Origin of the sequence: Streptomyces sp. RK9 (assembly GCF_045070545.1) — a bacterium.
In the GTDB taxonomy this organism is placed as follows: Bacteria; Actinomycetota; Actinomycetes; order Streptomycetales; family Streptomycetaceae; genus Streptomyces; species Streptomyces alboflavus.
On sequence record NZ_CP173703.1, the window covers coordinates 581822 to 601671 of the forward strand.

At 73.4% G+C, this 19850-nt stretch carries 15 protein-coding genes; 9 read left to right on the forward strand and 6 right to left on the reverse strand.

The window, feature by feature from the left end; genetic code table 11:
- Positions 1–95: 95 nt before the first annotated feature.
- Entirely contained in the window at positions 96–893 is a 798-nt protein-coding gene (locus tag AB6L24_RS02490; protein WP_405651559.1) for a TetR/AcrR family transcriptional regulator, read from the forward strand.
- Positions 894–943: 50 nt separating this feature from the next.
- Positions 944–1648 (forward strand): 3-oxoacyl-ACP reductase FabG, encoded by a 705-nt coding sequence (gene fabG, locus AB6L24_RS02495; protein WP_405651562.1) that lies wholly within the window; start codon positions 944–946, stop codon positions 1646–1648.
- Positions 1649–1777: 129 nt separating this feature from the next.
- On the opposite strand, the gene AB6L24_RS02500 is transcribed toward fabG, so the two are convergent.
- The 5 genes from AB6L24_RS02500 to AB6L24_RS02520 form a co-directional block, all read right to left on the reverse strand.
- Positions 1778–3331: an NAD-dependent epimerase/dehydratase family protein gene (locus AB6L24_RS02500; protein ID WP_405651564.1), complete on the reverse strand. Its 1554-nt coding sequence runs from the start codon at positions 3329–3331 to the stop codon at positions 1778–1780.
- Complete coding sequence (locus AB6L24_RS02505; protein ID WP_125262555.1) at positions 3324–3971, reverse strand: dTDP-4-dehydrorhamnose 3,5-epimerase family protein; 648 nt, start codon at positions 3969–3971, stop codon at positions 3324–3326. Before AB6L24_RS02505 ends, AB6L24_RS02500 begins: the two co-directional genes overlap by 8 nt.
- Positions 3972–4024: 53 nt before the next feature.
- Positions 4025–5368 (reverse strand): NDP-hexose 2,3-dehydratase family protein, encoded by a 1344-nt coding sequence (locus AB6L24_RS02510; RefSeq protein ID WP_405651567.1) that lies wholly within the window; start codon positions 5366–5368, stop codon positions 4025–4027.
- Between the two features lie 132 nt (positions 5369–5500).
- Positions 5501–6610: a DegT/DnrJ/EryC1/StrS family aminotransferase gene (locus AB6L24_RS02515; protein ID WP_405651570.1), complete on the reverse strand. Its 1110-nt coding sequence runs from the start codon at positions 6608–6610 to the stop codon at positions 5501–5503.
- A 40-nt stretch (positions 6611–6650) separates the two neighbouring features.
- A complete protein-coding gene (locus AB6L24_RS02520) occupies positions 6651–7388 on the reverse strand; it encodes an LmbU family transcriptional regulator (protein ID WP_405651573.1) in 738 nt (245 codons plus the stop codon).
- A 751-nt stretch (positions 7389–8139) separates the two neighbouring features.
- On the opposite strand from AB6L24_RS02520, the gene AB6L24_RS02525 reads away from it, so the two are divergent.
- Genes AB6L24_RS02525 through AB6L24_RS02545 form a run of 5 tightly spaced genes read left to right on the forward strand, consistent with a single transcriptional unit; the run spans position 8140 to position 14731 of the window.
- Positions 8140–8403, forward strand: a complete 264-nt coding sequence (locus AB6L24_RS02525; RefSeq protein ID WP_078618763.1) for an acyl carrier protein — start codon at positions 8140–8142, stop codon at positions 8401–8403.
- 17 nt (positions 8404–8420) lie between these two features.
- Positions 8421–9581: a hypothetical protein gene (locus tag AB6L24_RS02530; RefSeq protein ID WP_405651576.1), complete on the forward strand. Its 1161-nt coding sequence runs from the start codon at positions 8421–8423 to the stop codon at positions 9579–9581.
- On the forward strand, positions 9578–11113 hold the full coding sequence (locus AB6L24_RS02535) for an aromatic amino acid lyase (protein ID WP_405651578.1): 1536 nt from the start codon (positions 9578–9580) through the stop codon (positions 11111–11113). The genes AB6L24_RS02530 and AB6L24_RS02535 overlap by 4 nt, the downstream gene beginning before the upstream one ends.
- Complete coding sequence (locus AB6L24_RS02540; protein WP_405651581.1) at positions 11094–12980, forward strand: ABC transporter ATP-binding protein; 1887 nt, start codon at positions 11094–11096, stop codon at positions 12978–12980. Before AB6L24_RS02535 ends, AB6L24_RS02540 begins: the two co-directional genes overlap by 20 nt.
- Positions 12977–14731, forward strand: a complete 1755-nt coding sequence (locus tag AB6L24_RS02545) for a fatty acyl-AMP ligase (protein ID WP_405651583.1) — start codon at positions 12977–12979, stop codon at positions 14729–14731. The genes AB6L24_RS02540 and AB6L24_RS02545 overlap by 4 nt, the downstream gene beginning before the upstream one ends.
- Positions 14732–14747: 16 nt before the next feature.
- Here AB6L24_RS02545 and AB6L24_RS02550 read toward each other — a convergent pair whose 3' ends face one another.
- The gene (locus AB6L24_RS02550) at positions 14748–15527 is read right to left on the reverse strand and encodes a TylF/MycF family methyltransferase (protein ID WP_240044781.1); all 780 of its coding nucleotides are present in this window, start codon (positions 15525–15527) and stop codon (positions 14748–14750) included.
- A gap of 228 nt (positions 15528–15755) precedes the next feature.
- Here AB6L24_RS02550 and AB6L24_RS02555 point away from each other — a divergent pair, with 228 nt between their 5' ends.
- A complete protein-coding gene (locus AB6L24_RS02555; RefSeq protein WP_405651587.1) occupies positions 15756–16451 on the forward strand; it encodes a GNAT family N-acetyltransferase in 696 nt (231 codons plus the stop codon).
- Between the two features lie 221 nt (positions 16452–16672).
- The gene (locus tag AB6L24_RS02560) at positions 16673–19537 is read left to right on the forward strand and encodes a hypothetical protein (RefSeq protein ID WP_405651590.1); all 2865 of its coding nucleotides are present in this window, start codon (positions 16673–16675) and stop codon (positions 19535–19537) included.
- Positions 19538–19850: the final 313 nt, after the last annotated feature.

Consider the following 19850-nt stretch of genomic DNA (forward strand, 5'->3'; position numbering starts at 1 on the left):
ACTGTTCGGTTAACTCCGAACGGTATACTGAGTTTCGTGGTGATCGCAAAAGGTGCGCCGCTCGTGGCGGTGTACGAGCCGGAGGGTGCCGCACGGTGACGGATCCGCTGACCGCATCGACCCCGCTGGAGCGCGCGCTCGCGCTGCTCTGGGGGCGCGACACGCGTGGCTCCCGCGGACCGGCGCGCGGGCTGACCCTGGACCGGATCGTCGAGGCCGCGATCGAGGTGGCCGAGCGGGAGGGCCCCGCCGCCATGTCGCTGCGCCGTGTCGCCGCGCGCCTCGGCGTCGGCGTCGCCTCGCTGTACACGTACGTTCCGGGGCGGGCCGAGCTGGAGGCCCTGATGCTCGACGCCGTGGCGATCGGCCGGACCCTGCCGCACGAGTGGCCCGGCGACTGGCGCGCCAAGCTCACGGCTCTCGCGCACGACGACTGGCGGGAGATCCGCCGCCACCCCTGGGTCCTCGAGCTGGGCGCGGCCGAGCAGGTGCCGGGCCCGAACATGCTGCGCTGGCTCGACTCGGCGCTGCGGATCTTCGACTGCACGGGGCTCAGCGAGCCGGAGAAGCTGTCGGCGATCGAGACGGTGGACGCGTATGTGCGGGGCCTCGGGCGGCTGCGGGGGCCGGGGGCCGATCGCCCTGTGCCCGGCGCCGGACCGGCCGCCGCGTACGGCACCGCCACCGGGGCCGCAGCCGAGTCCGCGTCCGAGTCCGAGGACACGCGGGAACGCGACCAGGTCCTCGGGCGGCTCGTGGACTTCGACGACTATCCGGCTCTGAGCCGGGCGCTGGCGGCGGGTGGCACGCCGTACTCCGGAGCTCCGTTCGAGTTCGGCCTCGAGCGGCTCCTGGACGGGATCGAGCAGTTGGTGCTCCGCCGCTCGGCATAGGCCGCGGCGGGTGCGACAGGGCGAGTCCGCGCGATACGGGGGAGGAAGCGATGGCACGTTCGGTTCTGGTCACGGGAGGCAACCGGGGGATCGGGCTCGCGGTCGCCCGCCGTCTGGCCGCGGGCGGCGACCGGGTGGCGGTCACGTTCCGCTCGGGCCCGCCGCCCGAGGGGCTGTTCGGGGTGCGGTGCGACGTCACGGACCCGGAGCAGGTGGACCGCGCGTTCAAGGAGGTCGAGGCGGAGCAGGGCGCGGTGGAGGTCCTCGTCGCGAACGCGGGCATCACCCGTGACCGGCTGCTCGCGGTGATGGCCGAGGACGACTTCGCCGCCGTGCTCGACACGAACCTGGGCGGGGCCTACCGCGTCGCCAAGCGCGCCGTCCGCCCCATGATGAGGGCGCGCCGGGGCCGCGTCGTCCTGATCTCCTCGGTCTCCGCCCTGCTCGGCACGGCGGGCCAGACCAACTACGCCGCCTCCAAGGCGGGCCTCATCGGCTTCGGCCGCTCCCTCGCCCGGGAGCTGGCGCCCCGGAACATCACGGTGAACGTCGTCGCGGCCGGCCTCATCGACACCGACATGACGGCGTCCCTGCCCGAGGCCCGACTCACCGCCATGACGGAGGGCGTACCGCTGGGCCGCGTCGGCACGGTGGACGAGGTGGCGTCGGTGGTGGCGTTCCTCGCGGGGCCGGACGCCGGGTACATCACGGGGGCCGTGGTGCCGGTGGACGGGGGCTTGGGGATGGGGCACTGAGGGACCGGGCGTCGGGGGCGTTGTGCGGTACGTGACTCCGCTCCGGCCCGGGGGCTTGTCCGGCCTGACCGCCTGCCCGGACCGACCTGCCCGTGCGGCCCGCCCCCATCCCTCTCGCCGGACCAGCCGCTAGCCCGACCTGCCCGCCGCGTCCGACCCGCCCAGCCTCTCCGCCTCTCCCACCTCGCTCGGCCAGCCCACTCCCCACGCCTCCCCCGCTCCCCCGTCCCGCGCCAACGCGGACACCGTTCGGGACAACCCCACCTGGAGCGGCACCCGAGGTGCCCAGCCGGTCGCCTCGTGGAAGGCGGTCGCGTCGACCGTGAAGCTGTGGAAGTCGACGGGGGTCGCGTGGTCCGGGGGCTCGACCGTGACGACCGGGACCGGGGGGCGACCGGTGGCGTCGGCGGTGAGTCGGGCGACCGTGCGGAAGAGGTCGCCGAGCGTGGTCATGCGGCCGGTGCCCACCACCCAGTGCCGTCCGGCGAGTTCGCCGACGCGGTCCAGGCCGGTCACGAGGGCGCGGGCCGCGTCGTCCACGTGCAGCAGGTCCCGGCCGATCGTGCCGTCCCGCCACACCGTCAGGGGCTCGCCTGCCAGGGCGCGCCGGGCCATGGCCGTCACCACGCCACCGTCGGCGGCGGTCGGCGTGCGGCTCTCGCCGTAGACCGTCGGCAGTCTCAGGGACACCGCGCGCAGCACGCCCTCGCGGGTGGCGTCGAGGAGCGCGCGTTCGGCCAGGGACTTGTGGCGGTCGTAGCCGCTGGCCGGGTGGTCCTCCTCGGTGCCGTCGACGCGGTCCCGCGCGGTCAGCCCCACCTGGCTCGCCGACCCGGCGAAGACGCACGCCGGTCGTCGCGTTCCCGGGGCCGCGCGCAGGATGTCGACGAGCGCGTGCACCATGCCGACGTTCACCCACTCCCCCAGCGGGTCGTCGTCGGTGCGCCAGGCACGCGCGCCGGACCGGTGGCACACCAGGTGGACGATCGCGTCGACATCGCCGACGGCGGCGGCCAGGCTCGCGGCGTCCGTGAGGTCGGCTTCGCACACCTCGACATCCGCCACCGCACCGGCCGGGACCGCGCTGGGGCGCCGGGCCACCAGGCGCAGGCGCAGGTGCCGCCGCGCGAGCATCGCGGCGACGGCGGAACCGAGGAAGCCGGAGGCGCCGAGGACGGCGACGCGGGGCGGGGCCGCGCCGCCGGACGGGCGGTCGCGGAGGGGGCCCCAGGAGGTGCCGGTATCGGCGGAGCTGCCGGTTCCGGTGCCGGTCCCGGCAGAGCCTCGAGTGCCGGTCCCGGCAGAGCTGCCGGAGCCGGTCCCGGCGGGCCTGCCGGTGCTGGTGTCGCCAGACCCGCCAGTGCCGGCGTCACCGGACCTGCCAGTGGCGGTCTCACCGGACCACCCGGCAGCGCCAATAGCGACGGACCTGCCGGTGCCGGCGCCGCCGGACCCACCAGTGCCGATCCCGCCGGACCCACCAGTGGCCGTCTCACCGTGCAACCCGCCAGTCCCCTTCGCGACGGCCCCGCCGACGCCGCCCCCACCGGACGCACCGGTCCCACCAGCGCTGCCGAGCCCACTGCTCGTACCGCCGGAAGCACTGCTCCCGCCGAAGCCTCCGGTGCGGCCAGTGGCACCCCCGCCACCGCCCAGGGCGCCCCCGCCGGCCCCCTCACCCATGGCGCTCCCCCTCACGCGCCCCCGCCCCCGCGAGCGCCGCCTCCCGCAGGCGGGCGTCGAGGCGCAGGCAGGTGTCGTACTCCGGCAGCAGGCCCGCTCGTCGGGCCGCCGCGAGGGTGGGGGCGGTCTGGTCGCGAGGGGACAGGAGGCGGGGCAGGTCCTCGCGGAGGGGCAGGGCGAGGGCGGGGTCGGTCACCGAGACCGCCTTCTCGTCGTCGGCCGCGTAACCGCCGGAGAGCAGGTACTCCATCACCGTGTCGTCCTCCAGGGCCTGGAAGGCGTGGCCCACGCCGACCGGCAGGTGCACGGCGCGGAACGTCTCCGCGTCCAGGACCAGGCAGTCCCAGCGGCCGAAGGTGGGTGAGCCGACACGCAGGTCGACGACCAGGTCGAGCGCGCTGCCGCGGGCGCAGTGCACGTACGTGGCCATGCCGGGCGGGGTGCGGGTGTAGTGGACGCCGCGGACGACCCCGCGCCGGGACCGGCTGTGCCCGGTCTGCGCCACGGGGAACAGCGGGCCGCCGACGGCGTGGGTGTACGCGGGCCGCTGGTAGGGAGCGACGAACAGGCCGCGTTCGTCGGGGAAGACGGTGGGAGTGAACGCGTACGCGCCGCGTACGCCCAACTCGCTTGTCCGCACGGCACCTTTCCTTTCGACGGGGTTCGCGAGGTTCCGCGGGGGCACAGGGTGGTTCACGGGAGGGACGCCAGGCAGGCGAGGAGGCTGCGTGCCTGGACGTTGACGTGGTGGCCGCGCGCGACCAGCGCGTGGAGTTGATGAGGCGTCAGCCAGCGGTAGTCGTCCGGGAGTTCGGCGTCGTCGGACGGGAGCGACGGGTCCGCATCGACGATCCGGTAGCGCGTCGCCGCCCGGTGGAAGCGGCCGCCCTCCTCGGACAGCTCCGCGTCGAACCGTACGCACGCCGGATCGCCGCTCAGCGCCGAGCCGTCGAACGGCCCCGCCTCCTCCGGCACGGCGGGCCCGGTGTCGTCGGACCACTGGACGGTGGGGCCCAGCTCGACGAGGTCGCCGAGGCCCGGCTCGGTCCGCGCCCGGACCAGGACCCGCCGCACGCCCTCGCTGGTGCGGCACAGGAACACCGCGAGGCCCGGGCGGCGGGGCGCGAGCAGCGGCTGGGCCCACTGCCGTACCTCGCGGGTGCCCGCCTCCACCCGGACCGCGATGATGCGGAACGACCGCGCGCGGACGTCGGCGATCTCCGTCTCCGTACGCGTCCAGCCGCCGACGTCCGCGAGCGGGACCGGCCCGGCGTACCAGGGGCAGTGCTGCTTGGCGTCGATGAGCCAGCTGGTGAGCGCGGACACGCGGGGCACGGGCTCGCTGAGCACGGGTCCTGGGGGCAGACACCCCAGTACGGAACGTGTGTCCATGTTCACCAGATGGTCCACGCGCAGCAGCAGCCGCACCGTACGCAGTGCGATCCAGCGGAAGTCGGGGTGCTCGGCGACCTCCCCGACCGGCTCCACGACCATGTTCCGGTTGTGCTTGCGCCAGAACCACGCGCCCTGTTCGGACTGGAGGGAGTCGACGAGGACACGGCCGCGCCCGGGTCCGGTGAAGTGCTCCAGGTGGCGGGTCGCGCCGCCCCGGTGCACCCGGGTGTAGTTGCTGCGGGTCGCCTGGACGGTGGGCGAGAGCTGGATGCCGTCGATGTTGCCCGGCTCCGCCTTGGCCTGGAGCAGCACGTGCGGTTCGCCGTCCAGGTGCTTGACCAGCAGGCCGAGCACGCCGATCTCCGGCTGTACGATCACCGGCTGGTCGCGGCCCGAGCCCTCGGGGCCGCGCACGCGCATCCCGGAGACCGTGAAGAAGCGGCCGCTGTCGTGCACGAGGTCGCCGTCCCGCGTGAACGACCACTGCGGCAGTTCGCGGAAGGGGACGGGGGCGACGGACAGTCGGGCCGCGCTGCGGCGTTCGGCCCACCAGGCGGCGAACCCGGCGTCCAGGTCCGCGACCGCGACGGCCGGGTCCGCGGTCGTGGCGGCCGGGTCCGGCCTCGCGGCGGCCCTGGCCACCCTCTCCGAAGCCGCCGCGACCGAAGCGGCTCGACGTGACGTGACGATGACGGCACCTCCCACGGAACACCGTTGGTCCAGGGCCCGTTGCCCGACCGGAGAAGCGGCCGGAGAGGCCGACCGGAGCGCCGGCTAGAGCGCGGCGAGCACGTCCCGCAGCGCCTCCACGACCAGGTCCTGCTCGGCCTTGGTCAGCGACGGGTACATGGGCAGCGAGAAGATCTCGTCGGCGGCCCGCTCGGTGACGGGCAGGTCGCCCCGGCGATGGCCGAGGTGGGCGAAGCCCTTCATCATGTGGACGGGCCAGCGGTAGCTGACGTTGAGCGTGATGTCCCGCGCGGCCAGCTCGGCGATGATCCGCTCGCGCTGGGGGTGGCGGACGACGTACAGGTAGTACACGTGGTCGTTGCCGTCGGCCAGGGCGGGCAGCACGAGGTCCGTGCCGGCCAGGCCTTCGGCGTAGCGGGCGGCGATCGCGCGGCGCGCGGCCAGGTAGTCGTCGAGCCGGGTCAGCTTGCGGCGCAGGATCTCGGCGTGCACCTCGTCCAGGCGGCTGTTGTGGCCGGGGGTGGCCTCGACGAAGTAGCGGTCCTCCATGCCGTAGTAACGCAGCCTGCGCAGCGCCGCGTCCACGGCGGGCGAGGAGGTGATGACGGCCCCGGCGTCGCCGTACGCGCCGAGAACCTTGGTCGGGTAGAAGGAGAACGCGGCGGCGTCCCCGGTCGTTCCCGCGAGCTTGCCGTGCCGCCGGGCGCCGTGCGCCTGCGCGCAGTCCTCCAGGACGGCGAGCCCGTACGCGGCCGCGTGCTCGGTCAGCGCCGCCAAGTCGACGCACTGGCCGTAGAGGTGCACCGGAAGGAGGCACTTGGTGCGCTCGGTGATGAGGTCCGGTACGCGGTCCACGTCCATCAGATACGTCTCGGGGTGCACGTCGACGAACACGGGCGTCGCGCCCACGGCGTCGATCGCGACGACGGTGGGTGCCGCCGTGTTGGCGACGGTGATCACCTCGTCGCCGCGGCCGACCCCGAGCGCGCGCAGCCCGAGGACGAGAGCGTTGGTGCCGTTGTCGACACCGGCGCAGTGCGGTACTCCGTGGTAGTCCGCGAACGCCCGCTCGAAGTCCCCGACGCGCTGACCGAGGATCAGCTGCCCGGAGCGGAAGACGGTGTCGACGGCGTCGAGGATGTCGGCGCGCTCGGCCTCGTACTCCGCAAGGTAGTTCCAGACCTTGATGCCCATGGTCACTGGTCCTCGGTTCGCTCGGGGTCGGCTGGTCGCGCTACGGCTGCGGCGCCGCGGGCTCCAGTGGCCCGCACCGCGCGTGGGCGGCGCCGCACTCCTCCAGCGCGCGCCCGGCGAGGACCGGGTGGTGCGGGAGGTCGGCGGTGGCGCCGTCGGCGGGGCGCACCGTCGCGGGCGCGCAGCGGTCGAGTACGGCGACGATCCACTCGGCGAGCGCCTGGCCCTGGTTGGCCGCGGCCTTCTGCCAGCGGATGCGCCGCTCTGTCGTGATCTTGAAGCGGATGGCTGCCTGCTTCTCGCTCTGCCCCGGCCGCGTCGCCGACTCCACCGGCGGTCTGCTTTCGGGTGCGCGCAGGCTCTCCCTGATGTGGCGGCGCAGTTCGTTGCGGGACCAGCCGTGCCGTTCGGCCTGTTCCAGCCAGTGGTCCTGGGCCCGCTCCTGAAGACCCGCCACCTCGGCGTGGTGCTGGAAGCTGAGCCGGCCGCGCCGTCGTGCCACGCCGAACCGGCCCGCGACCCAGGCGTAGTTGCGCAGCGTCTGGTAGCTCAGGGACGTGTCGGCGAGGGCGATCTTGTAGCGGTCCGGGTAGTGGGCCTGGCCGTAGATGAGCCAGTCCCCGAGCCACCAGCTGGACGATTCCGCGATGACGGCGATGTGCGTGCCGAGGCTGCGCCAGCGGTCCAGCGGGAGGTCGGCCGGCAGGTCGAGCGAGGTGCGCCGGGCCACCACGGACGCGTTCACATGCAACTGCGATCCGAATTTACGGTCCTGCACGTTCGATGGATTGTGGTCTCTGGGCAGCCCTCCCGCAATGGTTCTGGGAATCTGATGGGAAATCTGGTTGGGAATCGCTGTAGGAATCGAGTGCGGTAGCGGCCTCACGCCGGGAGGTATTCCCCCGTGCCTCTTGCTTGGCAAGACATCCTCCGTGTGAGCGTGCTGTACTCTCACCTGCCCCGAGTCGTCCCGAGACTCCGGCAGTCTGCGGCAGGTCACGGCGCGGTGTCCAGGGGAATGAATGGCCGGTTGTTCCGGATGGGCCGACGGCGATCCCGGACCGGAGCATGCGGTTGATCGCCTTCCGGCACGGTCTGATTCCCGCGGTTTCGGCGCGTCGCCGTGTCATGCGGCGGGTCCGGGCGCGCCTGCGCTTTTCGCAACGCGGGTGGTCGGCCCGGAGGCGGCAGGACCGCGCGGGCAGGCCGTTCCGGATGCGCGGGACCGGCGTCGGGGCCGGTTCCCGGCGGCGGTGGGCAGGGTCGGTCCGGGACGCGGCACGGCGTCCCGCCGGCGGGACGGTCGGCGGGAGGCACGGCGCGGACGCGTGGTGATGCCGCCGTCATGACCCCACAACTTCCGTGTTCTTACCGGCGCACGCCCCTGGACCACAAGTGGACAACAACCCGTCGCCATTTCTTCCACGACACTTCTGACCGGGCACGACGAGCCGTTTCCCGACATTTTCCAATGGGATCGGGACAGGAGTGGATTGACCGTTCCCGCATCGATGAAATAGGAGATAGCCATGGACGCACTCATGAACCAGAGCGCCGCACTTCGATTCGTCGCCGAAGCGGTGGAAGAAGTAGCCGGAATTCCGGCCGAAGAGGTGGAGCCCGGTAAGTCCTTGGTGGACGATCTCGGGATCGATTCCCTCTCCATGGTGGAGATCGCTTTCACGCTCCAGCGGCAGGCGGGTGATGAGATACCCGACGAGGAGCTGGCCACGATCACCACCGTGCAGGATCTCGTCGACCTGGTGCGGGAACGGGTTGAACACAGTCAGTGACGACACGAGGTGACCTGGTGAGCCATCCCGAGCTGACCCCGCACGAACTCCTGGCCGCGGGCCCCGCCGCTCCCGGCGTCAACGAGCGCCCCTGGCTGGTCCGTTGGGACCTGCTCGACGAGGACGCCGGGGATCTGGTGCGCCGGACACTGCCCCCGACCCTGGACTTCCACACGTCCGGCACGACCGGACCCAGCGAGTGCTGGCGGCGCACCCGCGACCAGCTGTGGGAGGAGGCGGGCATGCTGGCCGCGCTCCTCGGGCCCGAACGCCCGGAGGCCGTCCTGTCGTTCGCGCCGCCCCGGCATGTGTACGGGGCACTCGCGACCCTGCTCGTCCCGGCCAGACTGCGCCTCCCCGTCTGGTACCGCCCGCACTTCTTCGGCGCGCTGCCCCCGTCCCCTGTGGGCCGGTGGGCGGTCGTCGCGGTGCCCTGGTCGTTCTCCGCGCTGCGCCGCAAGCGCGCGTGGATCGAGGCCCGCGAGCGCGTCGCCGTGCTCCACAGCACCGCGATGCTGCCTTCGGCCGCGCAGGACTTCGTCCAGGAGGCGGGTCCCGGGCGGGTGTCGGTGCGGGAGGTGTTCGGGTCCACGGAGACGGGCGGCATCGCCTGGCGGGAGTGGGGTCCCGACGACCCGCCCTGGGACCTGTTCGACGACGTGGAGTTCGTCCCCGGCGCCCACGACCCCGACGAAGGCGACGACGGCGTCGGCGCCCCGGACGCCGACGCGGACGTCCCCCTGACGGTCCGCAGCCCCCGTCTCGCCGCCCGCCCCGGCCTCGCCCCGCTCCCCACCTGGCAGACCGACGACCTCGTACGGCCCTGTGGAGCACGCCGGTTCCGCTTCAGTGGCCGGCGCGGCGGCCTCGTGAAGATCAACGGGCGCCGGGTGGACCTCCGCGCCGTCGAGCGTGCGCTGCGCGCGGTCGTCGACTGCGCGGACCTGGCCTGCCTGCCCGTCGCCGACGAACTCAGCGGCGAGCACCTGGAGCTGTACGTCGTACCGCCGCCCGGCCGTCGTCTCGACCGGGCCCGGGTGCGCGCGCTCATCGCGGGCCACGACCTCACCGTCCAGCCCCGCCACGTGCACATCGTCGACCGCATCGACCGCTCCCCGACCGGCCTGCCGCGCCGGATCCACCCCACCCGCCCCGCTGACGCAGGAGCCGCGACATGATCACAGACGTAGCCGAGTCGCCCAAGGAACGCCTGGCGGACATCGTGCGCCAGGCCCGCCCCGACGCCCGGGTGCGCCCGTGCAGCCCGCTGGAGGCCGAGCGCATGCGGGCCGGCGTCGACCGGCTCGCCCGGGCCCTCGCCGACCAGGAGCAGGTGTACGGGGTCACGCGGGGCTTCGGCCCGCTGGTCGAGTACGCGGCCGCCGCGTCCGACACCGACCAGGGCAGCGGGCTCATCGCGCACCTCGGCAGCGGGCAGGGGCAGCCGCTGTCCCCGGAGGTCTGTCGCCTGGTGCTGTGGATCCGGCTCAACAGCATGCGGCTCGGCCACTCGGCGGTGTCGCCCGAATTCTGGGACCGGGTCGCCGAGTTGTGGAACCAGGGCTTCACTCCGGTGATCCCGCGCGACGGCACGGTCAGCGCGAGCGGTGACCTGCAGCCCCTCGCGCACGCGGCGCTCGCCCTTGCGGGGGAGGGCGAGGCGTGGCTGCGCGACGGCTCGGGGGAATGGCGGGTGCGGCCGTCGGCACAGGCCCTGGCCGCGCTCGGCGCACGCCCGGTGACCTGGCGGGCCCGGCAGGCCCTGTCGTTCGTCAACGGCACCAGCGTGAGCCTCGCCGTCACCCTGCTCAACCACCGGGAGGTGCTGCGCCTGTCCCGCGCGGTCGCGGCGCTCACCGCGCGTGCGGTGACGCTGCTCGGCGCGAGCCCGCAGGCGTACCACCCCGGAGTCGGTCACGCGCGGGGCCAGGCGGGGCAGTTGGTCGCCGCCCGGTGGATCAGGGAGGACCTGCCGCCGGACCACCGCCGCGATCCGGCGCGGCCGCTGCAGGAGCCGTACAGCCTGCGCTGCGCGCCGCAGGTGATCGGGGCGGTCGTCGACCAGCTGTCCGTGCTCGAGGACATCCTGGTCCGCGAGGCGGTGGGCTGTACGGACAACCCGGTCTACTACGAGGGCGAGTTCCTGCACGCGGGCAACTTCCACGCGATGCCGGTGGGCCTCGCGTCCGACCAGATCGGCCTGTGCCTGCAGCAGATCGCGTTCCTCGCCGAGCGCCAACTGGCCCTGCTGTGCCTGCCGGAGACCAACGGCGGCAAGCCTCCCATGCTCACCCCGGTGCCCGGTCGCGGCAGCGGTCTCGCCGGGGTGCAGCTCAGCGCGACCTCCTTCGTCGCCCGCATCCGCCAGCTCGTCTATCCCGCGGGCCTGACGGCGTTGCCCAGCAACGGCCTCAACCAGGACCATGTGCCGATGGCCCTCAACGGCGCGAACGCCGTGAGCGACGCCATCGAGCAGGCGTGGCTGGTCGTGGGCTCGCTCGCCGTCGCGGTGACGCAGTACGCGGCGCTGACCGGGAAGAGCGACGACTCCCCCGGCGTCTGGGCCGAACTCGCCCGTGTCTCGCCCGCGTTGGCGGCCGACCGGCCGCTCGCGCCCGAGGTGCGCGGTGCCCGCGACGTCCTCGCGCGCCTCGCGACGGAGCTCATCGAACGCGAGGAGGAGAGCGCAGATGCTGGGTACGGCGCCTGACACCGCGCGCGAGACCGACCCGCCGGACGAGCGGGAGCCCGCGGAGCCCGCGGAGTCCGGCCGTCCGGCCATTCTGCGCCCCGACGCGTGGCGGGACATGCTCCGCTATCTGCGGCCCCAGCGCAGGCTCATCCTGCTCGGCGGCGGCCTTTCGCTGCTCGGCGGCTTCTCCGGCCTGATCCAGCCCGTGATCGCCAAGTCCGTGGTGGAGAACCTGGAGTCGCGCTCCCCCGTCATGGCCGCGCTCATCGCGCTGACGGCTCTCGTGCTGGTGTCGGCGGTGGTCGGCGCGATCGGCACGTTCATCCTGATGCGGGTCTCCGAGTCCGTCGTCCTCAGCACCCGCCGCGAGGTGATCCGGCGGGTGCTGTGGCTGCGGGTCTCCGAGACGGACAAGATCGCGCCGGGCGACCTGATGTCGCGGGCCACGGCCGACACCACGCTGATGCGCAGCGCCGTCACGACCGCGATCGTGGAGACCGTCAACGGCTCGGTGATGCTCGTCGCGATCCTCGTCCTGATGGGCGTCATGGACTGGGTGCTGCTGCTCACCACCCTTGCCGTGGTGCTGCTCGGCGGCATCCTCGTCGCCACCGGCCTGCCGCAGCTGGAGAGCGCCGCGCGCCGCGCCCAGGAGGGCGTGGCCGAGCTGAGCACGGCCCTGGAGCGGGCGCTCGGCACCTTCCGCACCATCAAGGCGTCCGGCGCGGAGAACAGCGAGGCCGAGATCGCCGAGCGCGGCGCGCGCCGGGCCTGGCGGCACAGCCTGAAGGTGGCCCGGCTCGACTCGCTCGTCGGCGCGTTCATCACCGTGACGATCCAGGTGGCGTTCCTCGCCGTCCTCGGCGTCGGCGGTGCCCGGGTGGCGTCCGGCGCGATGAGCCTCGGCAGCCTGATCGCGTTCCTGCTCTATCTCTTCTACCTGGTGCCGCCGCTGGGCGCGCTGGTCACCGCGATGATCCGGTTCAACGTGGTGGCCGCGGCGATGTCCCGCGTCAGCGAGCTGCTGCGGCTGCGCACCGAGCCGGAGAGCGCGCCGCGCCCGGCCCCGGCACCCTCCGACCGCGCGCCCGCGCCCGCGTCGCTGTCGTTCCACGACGTCGTCTTCCGCTATCCCGGCGACGGGCCCGTGGTGCACCACGGCATCAGCTTCGAGATCCCCGCGGCCGGGATGACCGCGTTCGTGGGTCCCTCGGGCGCGGGCAAGTCCACCGTGTTCTCGCTGATCGAGCGGTTCTACGAGCCGCAGAGCGGCACCGTGCGCCTGGACGGCCGCGACGTCCACGAACTCGACCTCGGCGAGCTGCGCGCCGCCATCGGCTACGTCGAGCAGGACGCGCCCGTCCTCGCCGGGACGATCCGCGACAACCTGTGCATCGGGATGCCGTACGTCGAGGAGGACGAGCTGCGCCGCGTCGTCGACCAGGCCCGCCTCGGCGAGCTCGTCGCGCGGCTGCCGCACGGCCTCGACACCGAGGTCGGCCATCGCGGCACCAAGCTGTCCGGCGGTGAGCGCCAGCGGGTCGCCGTGGCCCGCGCGCTGCTGCGCCGGCCGCGACTGCTGCTGCTCGACGAGGTCACCTCGCAGCTCGACGCCCGCAACGAGAACGCCCTGCGGGAGGTCATCACCGGCATCACGGCCGAGACCACGGTCGTGGTGGTCGCGCACCGCCTGTCCACCGTGAGCATGGCCGACCGGATCGTCGTGATGGACGGCGGCCGCATCCGGGCCGTCGGCACCCACGAGGAGCTGCTGAGCGAGGACGCGCTGTACCGCGAGCTCGCCGCGACGCAGATGCTGCTGCCCGTCAGCGAGCTCGAAGCGTCCGCAGCCCGTATCGGCGACACCCTGGGAGAGCGCCCATGAGCACCGAGGCACCCCGCACCGCGCACACGCCGACCACGGGCTTTGCGCTGTCGACGCTCGGGCCGGAGCCGGTCGGCCTGGAGTATCTGGCCGACACGGTGGGCCGGCTGGCGGCCGAGCGCGGCGACGCGCCCGCCGTGACCGTGCTCGGCGACCGCCGGGTGCGGGGCGGGGCCCGGCGCACGGACACCGTCGTCACGCTGACGTACCGCGAACTCGACGAGCGGGCCCGGGCGGTCGCGGCCGAGCTCCAGGCGGCGTGTCCGCCCCGGGCCCGCGTCGCGGTCCTGTGCCCGCACGACGAGCACTACGTGGTCGCCTTCCTCGCCTGTCTGTACGCGGGGGTGATCGCCGTGCCCCTGTACGCGCCGGAGCTGTTCCGCAGCCAGACGCGGCTGCGTTCGGTGCTGCGGGACAGCACGCCGGGCTGTGTCCTGACGACGTCGCAGGTACGCCCGGCGGTGCGCAACGCGCTCAGCAGCACGGGGTGGCAGCAGGGGCCCGTGCTGCACGTCGACGAGGTGCCCGCGCACCGGGCGTCGAAGTGGCGGCGCCCGCCCGCGGCTCCCGACGACGTGGCGTACCTGCAGTACACGTCGGGTTCCACGGGGGCGCCCGCGGGGGTACGGGTCACGCACGCGAACCTGTCGGCGGCGGCGTACCAGATGCGTTCGCGCTTCATGCCGGCGACGACGGCCGTGTCCTGGGTGCCGCTGTTCCACGACATGGGGCTCGTCTGCGCCATCGCGAGCCCTCTCAGCGCCGGGATGCACATGGTGCACCTCAGCCCGATGGGCTTCCTGCACCGCCCCTACCGCTGGCTGCGCGCCCTGTCGGACTACCGCGCCGACTGGACGGTCACGCCCAACTTCGGCCTGACCCACTGCGTGCGGCGCGTCACCGCCGAGGAGGTGGCGTCGCTGGACCTCAGCGGTCTGCGGGCGCTCGCCATCGGCGGTGAGCCGGTGCACGCGCGGTCGGTGGCGGCGTTCGTGGCGGCGTTCGCCGACGCGGGCCTCGACCCCCGGTCGCCGGTGCCGTGCTACGGCCTCGCGGAGGCCACGCTGTCCGTGACGATGACGCCCAACGGGACCGGGGCGGTCGGCGCCCACTTCGACCGGGCGGCCCTCACGGCGGGCGAGGTGCGGCCGGTGCCGGACGGGCCGGACGCGGTGCAGCTGGTGAGCAACGGCACGCCGGTGCCCGGGGTGCGGGTGCGGATCGCGGACCCGGCGACCGGCGGGGAGACCACGGGCCGGGTCGGCGAGATCTGGGTGGCCGGCCCCAATCGCACCGACGGGTACTGGCGGGCGCCGGAGCGGACGGCGCGCGTGTACGCCGACGGGTGGCTGCGGACGGGCGACTGGGGCTTCGCACACGACGGCGGGCTCTATGTGGTCGGCCGGATGGACGACGTCATCATCGTGCGCGGCCGCAACCACTACCCGGAGGACATCGAGGCGACCGTCGAGTCGGTGGCGCCGGTGGCGGCGACGGCGATCGGCGTCGAGGGCGACCCGACGGAGCGGCTCATCGTCCTGATGGAGGCCGACGCGGCGATGACGGCGCTGCCCGAGCCCGACCGCGACGCCCTCACGGAACGCATCCGGCAGACGGTGAGCCGCCAGCACGGGCTCGCGGTCCACGCCACGGTGGTGGTCCGCAGGGGGACGCTGCCGCGCACCACCAGCGGCAAGATCCAGCGGGGCCTGTGCCGTCAGCGGTACGCGGCGGGGGCCTACGCGACCTGACCCCGACGTCCTCTGGTCACCGCGTACGTCGCCAGAACACACCGACCCCGTCGATCTCCTCGATGGGGTCGGTGATGCCGTGCTCCCTGCGGTACTGGTAGACGGCGACCCGGCACGGGGGCAGGGCGCGGTAGTCGTCGACGATCACATAGCCGCCGACGGACAGCTTGGGGTAGAGGTGCACCAGCGCGTCCATCGTGGACTCGAACAGGTCGCCGTCCATGCGGAGCACGGCCAGGCTCTCCACCGGGGCGTCGGGCAGCGTGTCGCGGAAGTAGCCGGGCAGGAACCGCACTTGGTCGTCGAGGAGTCCGTAGCGGCGGAAGTTCTCCTCCACGATGGCCTGCGAGACGCCGAAGACGTCGTTGAAGCGGTACAGCGGCGCCAGGTCGTCGCCCGGGTACCGCACCGGGTCGCCCTTCGGGATGCCCTCGAAGGAGTCGGCGACCCACACCGTGCGGTCCTTGATGTCGTACGCCTTGAGCACCGCGCGCATGAAGATCGTGGCGCCGCCCCGCCAGACCCCCGTCTCGATGAGGTCGCCGGGGATGTCGTCGGAGAGGACCTGCTCGACGCACGCGTGCACGTTGTCGAGGCGTTTGCCGCCGATCATCGTGTGCGCGACGCGCGGGATGTCCCGGCCGCCGGCGCGGAGTTCGTCGTCGTATTCGATGCTCGGAAGGCCGGCGTCGAAATCCTTGTTCCGCACCCAGCCGTGCGCGTTGTCCTGATAGATGGTGTTGGTGACGACCTTCTTCATCAGGTCCAGATACAGATCGCGGGAATGTGTGAGCACAGGCGTTCCCCCTTGTCGCTGCCGACATGTCACTTCCGGCTTGTCGCTCCCGGGCCGAGAATCCACAGAAGTGTGGCACCAGTGTGTCCCGCCGGCGAGACGGAATACAGAGCAGCCACAGATGAACTGCGCCTGCACCGCGGGGGATGAAGCGGAATCCGCGTGAATGGTTGACGCGGGACCGGCCCCGGGCAACGATGGCCGCACTCACTGGGAAAGCAGGAGTTCATGACCATCGAGACGCCGAAGACCAGCGAGGCCATTCGAGTCGGACGCCGCGTCGAGCTCGGATATGCGACCGCCGACGACTACGGCCAATTCGCGAAATGGCTCAGCCCCGACGGAGATGTCGCCGCCCTCACCGGCGACGTGTCGGAGCGGGTCACGGTGGACACGCTGCGCGCCGACGCCGCGTCGGGCTCGCGCTTCTGCACGATGCGGTCCCTGGACGGGGAGCGCGTGGGCATGGTGAAGTTCCACCGCGTCGGCGGCGAACGGGACACGACCTTCGAGATCAGCGGCGCCATCGGCAGCAGCGACCTGTGGTCGCGGGGCTACGGCGCCGAGGGCTTCGGCCTCGTCGTGGAGCACCTCTTCGAGGACCTGGGCGCGCACCGGCTCCAGTTCTGGGTGGGCCTGTTCAACGAACCGATGCTCCAGATGGTGATGCGCACCCGGTTCTTCGTCCTCGAAGGAGTCCTCAGGGAACGCAAGTTCTTCAAGGGCGAATATCACGACGTGGCCATGTGGTCCATGCTCCGCCATGAATACGAAGCGTTGTTCGTCAGAGGGGAATGGGAGCAGAAGCCCGGCCAGGACGCCTGGTTCGGCACGGCGAGCGAAGCAAAAGCGGCCGCCCGCCGGACGCTCTCGGAATATCTCGGACGGGGCCCCGCCACCGCGCTGACGCCCTTCACGCGATAGGCGCGCAGCGCACCCGCCGACTTCTCCTCCGCACCCGATTCCCCGGACCCGATTCCCCGCACTCTCCTGGACCGGCTCCTCACCACGTACCGGATGCTTCCCACCGAAGGAAGCACCGGTCACCGACCACCGATCGAAACCTCCACGAGGCGATCACCACGACGGCCGTCGACAGCACGGCCGATCCGTTCCAGGAATTCCGCTGGAGGTGCCTCGTGTCCGTGGACTGGTCGATCTACACCCTGGTGGACCCGGTGTTCTTCGAGACCCCGGCGCGGGCCGCCGCCGAGGAGCACCTGGTGCCGTCGCGATTCGCCCCGCTGCCCGACGGCTGGCGGCACCGGGCCGCCCGCGTCTGGGACATGTACCGGCCCGACGAGCCGCACACCCCGGACCAGGGCTGGAAGATCCATGTCTCCGCGACCCACGACAACGCCGAGCAGGTCCTCGACATCGTCGCCGACCACTGTCTGCGGGCCCGCGTGCCCTTCAAGCACCTGCGCGGCAGGGCCCTGCTCGACGCCATGAACTCCAAGTACGCGCCCCGCCCGGCCGGCGGCAAGTTCATCGCCGTCTACCCGCGCGACGAGGCGGAGTTCGCGGACTGCGCACGCGATCTTGACGCACGCCTCACGGGCAGCGAAGGGCCGTACATCCTCACCGACTGCCGCTGGGGCGAGGGCCCCGTGCACTTCCGCTACGGCGCCTTCCGCGAACGCTGGTGCTGGACGGACGACGGCGCGCACGTGCTCGCCCTCACCGGCACCGACGGCCGCCTCGTGCCCGACCGCAGGCGGCCCGCGTTCGCGCTGCCCGAGGGCGTGCCGGTCCCGGACGCCCTGCGCCCGCACATCGAGCGACGCACGGCGGCGAGCGGCGAGTTCGGCTACCGGGTCAAGGAGGCGCTGCACTTCTCCAACGCCGGGGGCGTGTACGCCGCGACGCGCCGGGACGACGGCAGCCCCGTGGTCCTCAAGGAGGCCCGGCCGCACACCGGCAGGGACGGCGCGGGCCTCGACGCCACGGCGCGGCTGGCGCACGAGAAGCGCGTCCTCGACCGGCTCGCCGACGTCCCCGGCGTGCCGCGTGCGTACGAGCTGTTCGACTTCGGCGGCCACTCCATGCTCGCCATGGAGCACTTGGACGGCATCCCGCTGCAGCGCTGGATGGTGCGCCACCACCCCCTGATCAACTGGAACGCGTGCACACCCGACGGCCTGCGCGCCTATGCCCGGCGCGCGGAGGCCCTGCACGCCGAGGTGGCCGCGCTGGTCCGGCGCGTGCACGCCGAGGGGATCGTCTTCGGGGATCTGCACCCCGGGAACGTGCTGGTCGCGGAGGACGCGTTCGGCCCCGAAGAGGACGCGTTCGGTCCCACGGAGGAGGCATTCGGCCCCGGGGAGCACGCCGAGCCAGGCGATCGAGCGGCATCCGGCGGAAGCACGGCACCGCCCGACCCGGCACCGAAGGTCCGCCTCGTCGACTTCGAGATGGCCCTCCCCACCTCCGAGAACACCCGCCCGACGCTCGGGTACCCCGGCTTCGCCGCCCGCCGCAAGACCGGCGCCGCGGTCGACGAACACGCCCTCGCGGTGCTGCGGCTGTGGCTGTACCTGCCGCTCGTGACGTCGCTCGGCATCTGCCCGGACAGGGGCGCGCACCTCGCGGCCGCGGCGGCACGGCGCTTCGGTCTGCCGGACGACTTCGCCGCGACGATCGCGGCGGACCTGGCCGAGGCACCCGACGCACAGGCCGCGCAGCCCGCCGAACAGGCAGGGGCCACCCCCGGACGGACCGCACGCCCCGGCGCCCCGCCACCGGTCGGTGCCGTCGCCGGCGTACGCCTCGACACCTCGCCCGTCGACTGGGCGGCCGTCCGCGCCTCCCTGGCCCGCGCCCTGCACGCGTCCGCGACCCCGGACCGCGACGACCGGCTCTTCCCCGGCGACCCCCGGCAGTTCAACGAGGCCCCCGGCGGCTTCGCGCACGGCGCCGCGGGCGTCCTGTGGGCCCTGTCCGTGGCGGGCGGCGAGCGCGGCACCGCGTACGAGGACTGGCTGCTGCGGGCGGCACGCGCCGACCACGTCCGGCCCGGCTTCCACGACGGCGCGCACGGCGTCGCCCACGTCCTGGACCACCTCGGCCACCACGCCGCCGCCCGGGAGCTCGTCGACCGTGCCCGCCCCGGCGTCGAGGAGATGACCGACGTCAGCCTGTACGGCGGCCTCGCGGGCGTCGGCCTCAACCTGCTGCACTTCGCCGGGGCCGAGCCGGGGCACGCCTGGCTCAAGGAGGCCCGGGAGCTGGCCGCGCGCGCCGTCGACGCGCTGGACGACGGCCGCCCGCACGGAATCGACCGCGCCCGGGGCGAGCCCGGCACCCACGGCGGGCTGCTGCGCGGCTGGTCCGGGGTCGGCCTGTTCCTGCTGCGGATGTACGAGGCCACCGGCGAGGACGCGTACCTGCGGCACGCGGTGCGGGCCGTGCACCGGGACCTGGACCTGTGCGTCCCGCGCGAGGAAGGCGTGCTGCACGTCGACGGCGGCTTCCGCTCCCTGCCGTACCTGGAGACCGGGTCGGTCGGCATCGGCCTCGTCGCCGACCTGCTCACCGACCACACGGACGACCCGCGCGTCGCCGAGGCGCTGCCCGCCCTCGCGCTCGCCGCGCGCTCACCGCTCACGGTCGAGAGCCAGCTGTTCAACGGGCGGGCCGGGCTCCTCGCGGCGGCGCACACGCTGCGGCGGCACCTGCCGGCCACCGCCTCCGAGGGCGCCGAGGCCAAGGACGCGGAGGCCGGCGTGGACCCGGTGGCCGAGCACCTGGGCAGCCTCCACTGGCACGCCCTCGCCCACCGCGGCGAGGTGGCGTTCCCCGGCCACAGCGGCCTGCGTCTCTCCATGGACCTGGCGACGGGCAACGCGGGCGTCCTCGCGGCCCTGTCGTACGTCACGGACGGCGGGCCTCCGCCGCTGCCGTTCCTGGGCCGCGCCGGGCGGGCGGCGGCCGGGGCGGACCACGGACTCCCGGCGGACGACCGCCGCCGGATTCCCTGCGATCGGCCGGTTGGAGGTGACACCGCATGAACGTTCTGGAGCTTCAGGAGCTGGAGACGTCGACCCTCGACGACGAGCTGCTCGGCAGCACCGGCAGCGTGGGCTGCTGACCCGCTGTCACAGCACGAGGAACCCGGAACCACCGCAGCGGCGGTCCAGTGCGGCCGCCGACCGCGCCGCACCACTGACTTCGGCGGCCGACCGCCGCCGGTACCGCAGCGAGCGCTTAGGAGGAGGTGACACCGCATGAACGTTCTGGAGCTTCAGGAGCTGGAGACGTCGACCCTCGACGACGAGCTGCTCGGCAGCACGGGCAGCGTGAACTGCTGACCCGCTGACGACG